This window comes from Cytobacillus sp. Hm23 (assembly GCF_051842895.1).
Taxonomy (GTDB): Bacteria; Bacillota; Bacilli; order Bacillales; family SM2101; genus Nanhaiella.
In genome coordinates this window covers 18,993-28,385 of record NZ_JBPXRQ010000051.1, presented here as the reverse complement: position 1 = coordinate 28,385, position 9,393 = coordinate 18,993, and the positions used below count along the sequence as shown (strand labels likewise).

Below are 9,393 nucleotides of genomic sequence, written 5' to 3'. Positions count from 1 at the left end.
TTTTGCTAGATTATCATTTTTAAGCATATTGCTGACTTGCAAATCTTCAATGCCAATAATGTCGTAGCTTTTGACAATATCAGTAGATATTTTTTGCAAGTAGTCGTTTCTAGCATTTGTAATTTTTTCTTGCAGACGAGCTACTTTAATCCGTTGTTTATTCCAATTAGACCCACCTTTTGTGCGTCTTGAGAGAATACGCTGAGCATTTGCTAACTTCTCTTCTAGGGTTCGAAAGAATTTAGGGTTTGAATATTCTGTTCCGTCTGAAAGAACAGCAAACTGTTTAAGTCCCATATCAACACCAATGGCTGAGTTTGCTTTTTCTAAAGACTGAACTTCAACTTCTGCAAGAAGAGAGACAAAGTATTTCCCACTCGGATTACGTCTAATCGTCGCATTGATAATACGACAGTCAACATCTCGACTTTTTGCAAACTTAACAAGTCCAAGTTTAGGTAATTTAATTTTGTTATCGACAATGGCAATGTTTCCATTTGTATATTTGGTTGTGTACGATTGGACTTTATTCTTTTTAGATTTGAATCTAGGGATGTCATTTTGCTTTTTGAAAAAACGGTTAAAAGCATCCGAAAGGTTGCGTAGTGAGGATTGTAGTGAAATGCTATCAACTTCTTTAAGCCAAAGCAAATCCTTTTTCAACTTTGTTAACTCTGCCGAACAAGCGCCGTATGTTAAACCTTTTCCAGTCTGTCTGTATGTTTCATTCCATGCAGCTAAAAAATGATTGAACACAAAACGACTACAACCAATGGTTTTAGCAATTAATATTTCTTGTTCTTTAGTGGGGTAGATACGAAATTTAAAGGCTTTGTTGACTAGCATTTGATTCACCTCACTTATCTATTAATTAGGTTAATTATACCATATTAGAAGTGAGTTTTGGCTTACGCCAACCGCCATTCATCACCCACTTAACCTTCACTTGCTTCGCATTGTTTTGGTTTGAAGTGGAGGTCTTTTGTCTGGGGTTGATAAAACTCCATGTTTACTTTTTCAACATTAAATGGGTTATCTCTGCCTTCATAATATTTGAGAACGATAGGGTTAGAAAGCCATTTAGCTAATAATATATTATCTTTTAATTCTAGTTGACGAACTTTTAACTTCCCTTTTTGAAATAACACCTAGATCTCCTCCACTAAAAGAACTTATGTAATAATTCGTTGTTTTAGTGATAATTCCTTTTTATACAACGTCTCCACTACCTGTTCAGTATTTTATAGCGCTTATTCATTTCTTTTATTTTATGCACAACATAAATGCTGAGAGGAATGAACAATCAAAATGCTTATAGCAATTGAAATCCATGTAGTTGCATCAAAAACGACTAAATATACCATGTTCGGCACTAGCAAAGTTGCAAGGAAAATGAAGATGATACCAATGGGGAAAGTTAGTGGTTCGTAATTTTTCAAACCGAAGATTTGGACGATTGAAGCAATAATGAAATAGAAGCAAAGTGAAAGTTTGATAAAAATGGTAAAAAAACATACACCAGCTACGACGACGACTTATGCTCACCTTAATTATTATATAAATTTTATTCTACCTTCATAATAAATCCCCATATAAGAGCACCTGAAAACTTCTCTACAAATGGATACATACCCATTTTTTGCATTAAAAAGCTAAATTATGAAACAAAAAGGTGGATGCCTAACCTATAAGGAACTATCCAAACCCTGCAAATATTTTTTAAAAAACTATTTTCGCATTGATCGTTGTTTTTCGTATTACGAAGTAAACACGTACACAACTAGAGTTTGTGGCACCTATCTTCTATACAACAATGAATACGAAAAGAGCCTTAAAAAAGAAAAGCGCTCGGAAATTTTTCCGAGCGCTTGTTGAATGCTACATTTATTACTAAGGCTGTTTTCGCATCACTTTTCGTACAAAATTAAACACGTATATTCAGGAGCTTTTCTTCGAGTAAAACACGCTTATATCTTCTATTTTAGAAACTATAGCAACAAAGTTTAGAAAAGACCCATTTGTAATGATAAAGCTATTTTATAGTTTCTAGAATTTCAACGTTTATTAACATGCTCTTACATTTAGACCGAATAGACTTAAAGTTCAGGCTTTACTTGAACAGCCAGGCTTTTTTTCATTAACTGTTTTGCTTCTTTGAAAGTAACAAAATCCTTGCCTTGCTCATCCCATAAACGATACTTTAAAGACTGTAAACTTTTCGCCATTGTTATAGTTGGTACATTCTCTAAAGGCTTAGTATTGTTGTGTGCCTTCTCTAATTCATAGTTTGGTACTCTTGGACTTAAATGATGTACGTGATGGTAGCCTATATTACCAGTAAGGAATTGTAAAACTTTTGGTAGTTTGTAAAACGAGCTACCTTCTACAGCTGCAAGTACATATTCCCATTCTTGATCTTTTTCAAAATACGATTGTTCAAATGTATGTTGTACATAAAAGAGCCAAATGCCTGCTGAACCTGAAATCATGAAAATGGAACCATGTATGATTAGAAATGATTGCCATCCTATTGCCCAGCATAACAATCCTATCAGAGCAGCGATAAGGATATTTGTTAAATAAGTATTCATGCGCTCTTTTTTTCTCGCGCCTTTGCGGTTAAATCTATTTGTCAAAAGGAAAACGTAAATTGGACCTAATATAAACATAACCAAAGGATTTCTAAATAGACGATAAGCTAAACGAGTTCTAAATGGTGCTGCTACATATTCATCTACCGTAAGAGTCCATATATCTCCTGTCCCACGTTTATCTAAATTACCACTTGTAGCATGATGAACGGAATGCTCATGCCCCCATTTATCAAACGGAAATAGCGATATGACTCCTGTAATAGTTCCAAGCAAGCGATTCACACGACGATTTTTAAAAAACGAATGGTGTGTACAATCATGGAAAATAATGAAAACCCTTACTAAAAATCCTGCAGCAAGCACAATAGGAACGAGTGCTAACAAATAAGATACTGAAAGACTTATATATGCGAGGTACCATAAGATAAGAAATGGTCCAATTGTATTTATTATCTGCCACACACTTTTTGCTCTAGTGGACTTCTCAAAAGGAGAAACTTGTTTTTTCAAATTTTTCATGCTCTTTTGTAAGGTCATATCCGTCGAATTCCCTTCCATAATGTAGATAATCCTTATTATAGAGCAATGAAATAATAATGTTAGTAGCAGGTGTCATATACAAACTATGATAAATGTCATATAGGGGGTCAGTAGCCCAGTGCTATAAAGCATTGATCGACTAATTCCCACCACATTATTGCATTAAAGAATGTAACCCCTTCTTTACAACAGACGTTAAAGAAAAAAATATGGTAAAATATACAAAGGTAGTGAAAAAGGATATCCATTTTTGAGAACTTGTTGCTATTGTTCCTAAATGCAAAAGAGATAACTATCGTATAAAGTAACAACTAGCTTATTTTAAGGGAAAAATCGCTAATTGGGTTGTGTACGAATTCAATTGTTATAACGAAAAACAACAATCAATGCAAAAACAGCCAAAAGGAAAGAGACAGGACGTGACTGAATTGAAGCGCATGCTTGCTGTAAGTGATATTCATGGAGATATAGAAAAGTTTGAGAGACTATTAACATTAGTTAAATATAATAAAGAACAAGATCAATTACTTTTATTAGGAGATTATGTCGATAGAGGACCTCAATCAAGAGCAGTCATTGATAAAATCATTGAATTGAAGAATGACGGTGCAATTGCTTTACTTGGTAACCATGACAAGATGATGATAGATGCATTTGCTAACCAAGATGATCCGATGAACCTAAAAAGATGGTATTATAACGGAGGTATTAAGACGCTTCAAAATTATGGTTATGAAATTAAAAGAGATGATGCTAAATATTGGTATACGACAGATGAATTCCCAGATCCTATAGCAATCAATGATGAAATTCACCCACACATTGAGTTTTTAAAGGGACTTCCCTATTATTATGAAACTGAAGACTATATTTTTGTTCATGCTGGAGTTCATCCCGAAACACCTATACATGATACAGACCCTTACACATTAGTGTGGATTCGAGAAGAATTTCATCATGGATATACAGGGAACAAAACCGTAATCTTCGGACACACACCTACAAACTATTTACATAAGCGTCCTGATGTTTTTTTTGGCAAAAATAACATTATCGGGATTGATGGTGGATGCGCTTACGGTGGCAGACTTAATTGCATAGAACTACCTAGCATGAACGTTTTATATGTTGAATAGTGAATTTTAAAACTTCCTATTTTTGTATATTAATATGAGTATATTAAAACGTACCGCTATCATTTACAACTTGAATACATTTTGCAAGATCGATATGGGAAGATTTTGCTAAAACAAAAGAAAATGACTAAAAAAAACAGATGAATTTCTCCCATTACATATATAGGTAAAAAATCTGACCTAAACTCTCATGCTAATAATGAGAATTTAGGCTTTTTATTATTAAAAACCATTATTATGATTTTTAAAATATCACAACAATTACACACTAAAATTGGTGACCCTATTATAAGTCTTCTGCCAAGAGCAACAAACTTACTTGAAGAGGCTTGCGGTTTTAGAAAAGGCTTTTTTCGATTATTAAAATGGGCTATTTGATGAATTTTATGAGAGCGATGCGACGATCGCTAAATGTATACGTTAATCAATGGGAAAACAGCCCTAGAAAAATAAGCTTTTACCCTACAATCCTTCTTCTTATTCTGTTACTTGCATAGCGTGATTCTTTTTCTATCTTTTTCGTACGAATTAACAATACAAGTTGAATGATAACGATTGGTAAGAATGTTTTTTTATAAGCTAAATATTTCCCGTTCCACGTATGTGCGAATTTCGCTTTAAATTCCATTAAACCTTTAAATCGATAGGAAAACTTATTAGATTTGAAAACTAGCTTCGATATTTTTTCAATAGTTTTTGCATCCTTTGTATTCCCTACATTAGCAAGTGGTGACATTCCTAGACTACAAGATTGATAACCTTGCTCCTGCCCCCAGTAAAATATCGATGTAAATAATACATCCATCGTCCCATTCGGACAAGTTGGGTAATAACGCATTAAATCAATTATAATACCATGCTTTTTTTCATCCTTAGTAGAAGCTAAAGTAGCAAAAGCAATTACTCTCTCATCTTCATCTCTTATGGTCGCTACAGGAAATTGAGAAACGTATTTATTACTATAAAACCCTACAGAAAAGCCTTTTTCCTTACGATCTCCAAGCCATGAATTTGAGACACTTTGTAATTCTGCAAGAAAGTCATTTGAGAAAGGTGGGGCAGTTACCGTAAAGCTATAGCCTTGTCGTTGAAATTTATTCCTGCTTGAACGTAGCTTTGCACCCTTTTTTCCTTCCAATGAATAACCTACAAGATCAACTACGGCTTCTTCCCCTAATTTTACCAATTGATACTTCTCAAATTTGTACAAAGATAAGTATTTACAACTAATTTGGTAAAAAACAGGCTTACATCCATAACGATGAGCAAATTGTTCAAATTCTAGAAGAGCATCTTTAATATATTCTTTCTTTCCAATTGGGTCACCTAAAACGACTAATTTATTCATAATTTTTTTATAAGTAATGAGTGCATTGCCGTCTTGTGCCCAGAAGACGCTCTTATCCTTTAAAAATATTAAATGAGCATTAGTATGTTCGTTATGGCGTTTCAAAAAACCAGCAACCTGTTCATAATCAATCGTGTGATTTGTAGGAAAGATCTCTTTAGGTTTAAAAAAATAGAAAAATATAATTGCAATAATAATGATTGCCGACAAAGTATGTAACCCCCTAAAGCACAAACATTCTAGAAAAGTGCTAATCCGTTGTTAGTATTCTAACAGAGCTGTACTTGTTAGTTTTTCAATTGTAGGAAGGTCTGCTGGAGCCCAGTCTAAATTCTCTAACTCGTCACATTGTAACCATTTTATTAATACATGCTCAGTTAAAATTGGCTCTCCTTCAACCAACTTACAATAAAAAGTCCTTAAATGAACAATGCCAAATTCATATTCATACACTGTAAGTTCAATTTGATCTCCTACCTCTATCTCACATTGCAATTCTTCATAAATTTCTCGTGGCAATGCTTGTTGAGGTGATTCCCCCTCTTCTATTTTTCCACCCGGAAACTCCCATTTGAAGGGTAAAGCTCTTCCTTTACCTCTTTGTGCACACAAAATTTTCTCATCTTTGACGATTACAGCTCCAGCCACATAAATGTTCTTCTTCATCGCATCCTCCGTATTCGTTAACAACAATATAGATATATAATTAAATGATAGACTCATGTTAATCGTTATTTTTATTTATACGTTCATTTATAGCATCTACCTTCTTCTCTATACTATCAAGTTGATTTCTTCGCTTTAAACTAGAACGAATGAATAGCACAATTAGAATGATAGCTAGTATTAGACTTCCAAAAGTAAATAATTGAGCTATTAAGTCGCCTAAATTAACATCCCTCAAAAAATCACCTCCACAATTTCATTTATATATCGTGTAACATACCCATATAGTATCATAACGGTATTTTCGTACTAATAATAGTTCCTTCACCACTAAAAACTATAGAATTCCTAATCCTTTACCTCTTAAAAATGCTTTCTTTATAGTGGTGTTATTATTTCCTTCTGAAATGGGGTAACACAGGTATGAAATCACTTTACTAGTTCTAATTTGGTAACAATGGCAACAAAGTTTACGAAGAGCCTTAAACAAAATATAACAATCCTTACCATAACCATTCATTTTATTGTAAAATTATTTTAAGATTCGAAATAGTATAATAAACTATTATTTGATAGGGAGTTTATTACTTTTAAGAACTATATAAAATTTTTTGTAGAAATTATCCTATTAAATCACATTCGTGTATTTCCTTTACGTTAAGTTACATTACTACTCTACGAATCGTTTACGTGGTCATAATCTACCGATAGTCGAGTGTTTTTTTATATATTCACCTGTAAAATTTTATGTAAAAAGGATGGTGTCAAACATGATCAATGGGAACATGGCTAATTTCATTTATGAGCTACGTAAATCAAAAAATATGACACAAAAACAATTAGCTGAAAAATTGAATATAACGGATAAGGCAGTATCTAAATGGGAACGAGGATTGGGATATCCAGATGTATCAATAATATCCTCACTAGCCGATATATTGGGTGTTACTGCTAATGAACTGCTGAATGGAAAAAGAAATGTCTCAGCTTCTGTTGAGGAAAACACGATTATCGAATCTACTATGCAAAATGCAGATAAAGTAACTGCCACTAACAAAAAATCAATAACATTAATTGCAAAATACGGTTTTACTATTGCTTGTTTACTAGGTATATTTATTACTACGATTTGCGATATTGCTATAACAGGTACTTTTACATGGTCGCTATATCCAATTACAGCTATTCCATATGCGTGGCTTATTATCATACCCCTTGTTCAGTTTAAAAGATATAAAGTGTTTATGTCACTTTTATCATTAAGCATTTTTATCATTCCATTTTTGGTTATTTTAAATAATATCATCGGTGGAACTAAATTAATGTTACCTCTTGGAATTCCTGTAGCATTGATTGCTATATCCTATATGTGGGGAATATTTCTGTTATTTTCAATTACAAAAGCAAACAAATGGTACATGGCATCAATTTCGGTTCTATTAGTCGTACCTGTATCTTTTCTTATAAATAATATTATCGCCAAAAATTTAAACGAACCCATAATCGACACGTGGGACATTTTATCACTTGGAGTTTTGGGGATAATTACAATTATCCTATTCCTCAAAGGAAAGAAACAGGTTGTTTAAGACTCCCTGTTTCTTTCCTTTGAGCTTTTTTGGTAAAAAAACACCACCTCGTCAATTAACCTTTATAACCTCTCATAGTTTTCTACCCCTACGTTTATCCTTGCATTTCTACATGTACAACTAGCAGTGTAAGAAAACTTTAGCACGGCTAATTGTTATTTATAAAATCCATAGACACTTTAAGCAATATAATATATAATCTTACAAATAATTATTATTTATTAAATTTTCTGGTGATTCCGCAAGCAAAATATTAGATTATATTTCATTTGATGTAGAGGTGAGCATATGGAAATTGAAGAAATATACGGTAATTTACCGACATTGGAAACAGAACGTCTTATTCTGAGAAAAATCACGCTAGATGATGTTGAACACATTTATTCATACGGTTCTAATGAAGAAGTAGCTAAATACGTGACTTGGGACGCACATAAATCATTATCTGACACTAAAGCATTTGTAGACTTTGCACTATGCCAATATGAAAACAAAAATGTAGCTCCTTGGGGTATCGAATATAAGGAAGACGGTAAATTAATCGGAACGGCAGATTTTATTCTATGGCAACCAAACCATAATCGAGCTGAGATTGGCTATGTCCTTTCTCCAGCGTATTGGGGAAAAGGCATAGCAACTGAAGCCGCAAAAGAAATTATTACATTCGGTTTTAACCATATGGATTTAGTCCGTATTCAAGCGAGATGCTTCATAGATAACATCGGTTCAGAACGAGTAATGCAAAAATTAGGCATGACCTTTGAAGGCATCATCCGAAAAGGAATGCTCGCAAAGGACAAACACAGAGATATAAAAATGTATTCTATATTGAAAGAGGAATTTTTGGCTGAGGATAGATATAAATAGTGTGGATAGCTTGAAAGCAGCATGTAGACAAGCTGCTTTCTTAATTATACTATTTTACGTACATTAGTTGTAAAATTACAATAATGTCAATGTCGGTAGCATCTGGTCAAATGTAGCATATAAACTGTACCCGTCAAACCTCTAAGGTAGAATGGACACTGTAAAAATTGTTTCAAAGCATTCTTCCCTACCGTAATTGTCATATGTAGTGAAATATTTTAAAGCAGAGATTTATAATAAAGGAACTTTGTTAAAATGCTCAACTGATGGAAATGGATCATAGAAATGATGCAATTTCTTCTTCCATTCCAGGTACTCTTTTGATTGCCTAAAGCCAACTGTATGGTCTTCTAACGTTTCCCATTTCACTAATAGTAAATACTTTCCTTCTACTTCTATACAACGCTGCAATTCGTGAGTGATGTACCCTTTCATTGAGGAAATGATTTCTGATGCCTGACGAAAAGCCTCCTCATACTCCTCCTCCATACCTTTCCTTACTTGTAACATAACCGCTTCCAATATCATATAACCCCTCCTTGTTATTGCTAATGTTACATCTATCTAGTTCTTTTTTTCAATACAAAACATAATAGGAGGGGTTTTATATGGTAATCATTTTTGTAAAAGTTAAATAAATCAGAATTTAAAAC

10 protein-coding genes are annotated in these 9,393 nt (G+C 33.3%); 3 read left to right on the top strand and 7 right to left on the bottom strand.

Translation table 11 applies throughout. The features are described 5' to 3' along the window. From tnpB to desA, 3 genes are all read right to left on the bottom strand, one after another. The coding region (gene tnpB / locus ACSVDA_RS21840; protein WP_485886088.1) for an IS200/IS605 family element RNA-guided endonuclease TnpB at positions 1–846 on the bottom strand (846 nt) is incomplete at its 3' end. Between the two features lie 89 nt (positions 847–935). Next, entirely contained in the window at positions 936–1,148 is a 213-nt protein-coding gene (locus ACSVDA_RS21835) for a hypothetical protein (protein ID WP_485886086.1), read from the bottom strand. A gap of 948 nt (positions 1,149–2,096) precedes the next feature. Next, a complete protein-coding gene (gene desA / locus ACSVDA_RS21830) occupies positions 2,097–3,131 on the bottom strand; it encodes a Delta(5) desaturase DesA (protein WP_485886095.1) in 1,035 nt (344 codons plus the stop codon). A 431-nt stretch (positions 3,132–3,562) separates the two neighbouring features. Here desA and ACSVDA_RS21825 point away from each other — a divergent pair, with 431 nt between their 5' ends. Next, positions 3,563–4,270, top strand: coding sequence for a metallophosphoesterase family protein (locus ACSVDA_RS21825; RefSeq protein WP_485886093.1), 708 nt, complete (start codon positions 3,563–3,565; stop codon positions 4,268–4,270). Positions 4,271–4,727: 457 nt separating this feature from the next. Here ACSVDA_RS21825 and ACSVDA_RS21820 read toward each other — a convergent pair whose 3' ends face one another. From ACSVDA_RS21820 to ACSVDA_RS21810, 3 genes are read right to left on the bottom strand one after another with little or no spacing between them, the layout of a single operon-like run. Next, positions 4,728–5,828 (bottom strand): phosphatidylglycerol lysyltransferase domain-containing protein, encoded by a 1,101-nt coding sequence (locus ACSVDA_RS21820; protein ID WP_485886084.1) that lies wholly within the window; start codon positions 5,826–5,828, stop codon positions 4,728–4,730. Positions 5,829–5,879: 51 nt separating this feature from the next. Further along, positions 5,880–6,284 (bottom strand): (deoxy)nucleoside triphosphate pyrophosphohydrolase, encoded by a 405-nt coding sequence (locus ACSVDA_RS21815; protein WP_485886082.1) that lies wholly within the window; start codon positions 6,282–6,284, stop codon positions 5,880–5,882. A 58-nt stretch (positions 6,285–6,342) separates the two neighbouring features. Next, complete coding sequence (locus tag ACSVDA_RS21810) at positions 6,343–6,522, bottom strand: DUF4083 domain-containing protein (RefSeq protein ID WP_485886080.1); 180 nt, start codon at positions 6,520–6,522, stop codon at positions 6,343–6,345. A gap of 547 nt (positions 6,523–7,069) precedes the next feature. Here ACSVDA_RS21810 and ACSVDA_RS21805 point away from each other — a divergent pair. Together ACSVDA_RS21805 and ACSVDA_RS21800 are read left to right on the top strand one after the other, a co-directional pair. After that, positions 7,070–7,873: a helix-turn-helix domain-containing protein gene (locus ACSVDA_RS21805; protein ID WP_485886078.1), complete on the top strand. Its 804-nt coding sequence runs from the start codon at positions 7,070–7,072 to the stop codon at positions 7,871–7,873. Positions 7,874–8,161: 288 nt separating this feature from the next. Continuing rightward, a complete protein-coding gene (locus tag ACSVDA_RS21800) occupies positions 8,162–8,740 on the top strand; it encodes a GNAT family N-acetyltransferase (protein WP_485886076.1) in 579 nt (192 codons plus the stop codon). A gap of 231 nt (positions 8,741–8,971) precedes the next feature. Here the strand turns inward: ACSVDA_RS21800 and ACSVDA_RS21795 are convergent, their stop codons facing one another. Continuing rightward, complete coding sequence (locus tag ACSVDA_RS21795) at positions 8,972–9,268, bottom strand: antibiotic biosynthesis monooxygenase family protein (RefSeq protein WP_485886074.1); 297 nt, start codon at positions 9,266–9,268, stop codon at positions 8,972–8,974. Positions 9,269–9,393 lie beyond the last annotated feature (125 nt).

What these genes read in the sequence shown, in the direction of transcription:
- desA (WP_485886095.1), bottom strand. Translation starts at nt 3,131, where the DNA reads ATGACCTTACAAAAGAGCATGAAAAATTTGAAAAAACAAGTTTCTCCT.
- ACSVDA_RS21815 (WP_485886082.1), bottom strand. Translation starts at nt 6,284, where the DNA reads ATGAAGAAGAACATTTATGTGGCTGGAGCTGTAATCGTCAAAGATGAG.
- ACSVDA_RS21805 (WP_485886078.1), top strand. Translation starts at nt 7,070, where the DNA reads ATGGCTAATTTCATTTATGAGCTACGTAAATCAAAAAATATGACACAA.
- ACSVDA_RS21800 (WP_485886076.1), top strand. Translation starts at nt 8,162, where the DNA reads ATGGAAATTGAAGAAATATACGGTAATTTACCGACATTGGAAACAGAA.
- ACSVDA_RS21795 (WP_485886074.1), bottom strand. Translation starts at nt 9,268, where the DNA reads ATGATATTGGAAGCGGTTATGTTACAAGTAAGGAAAGGTATGGAGGAG.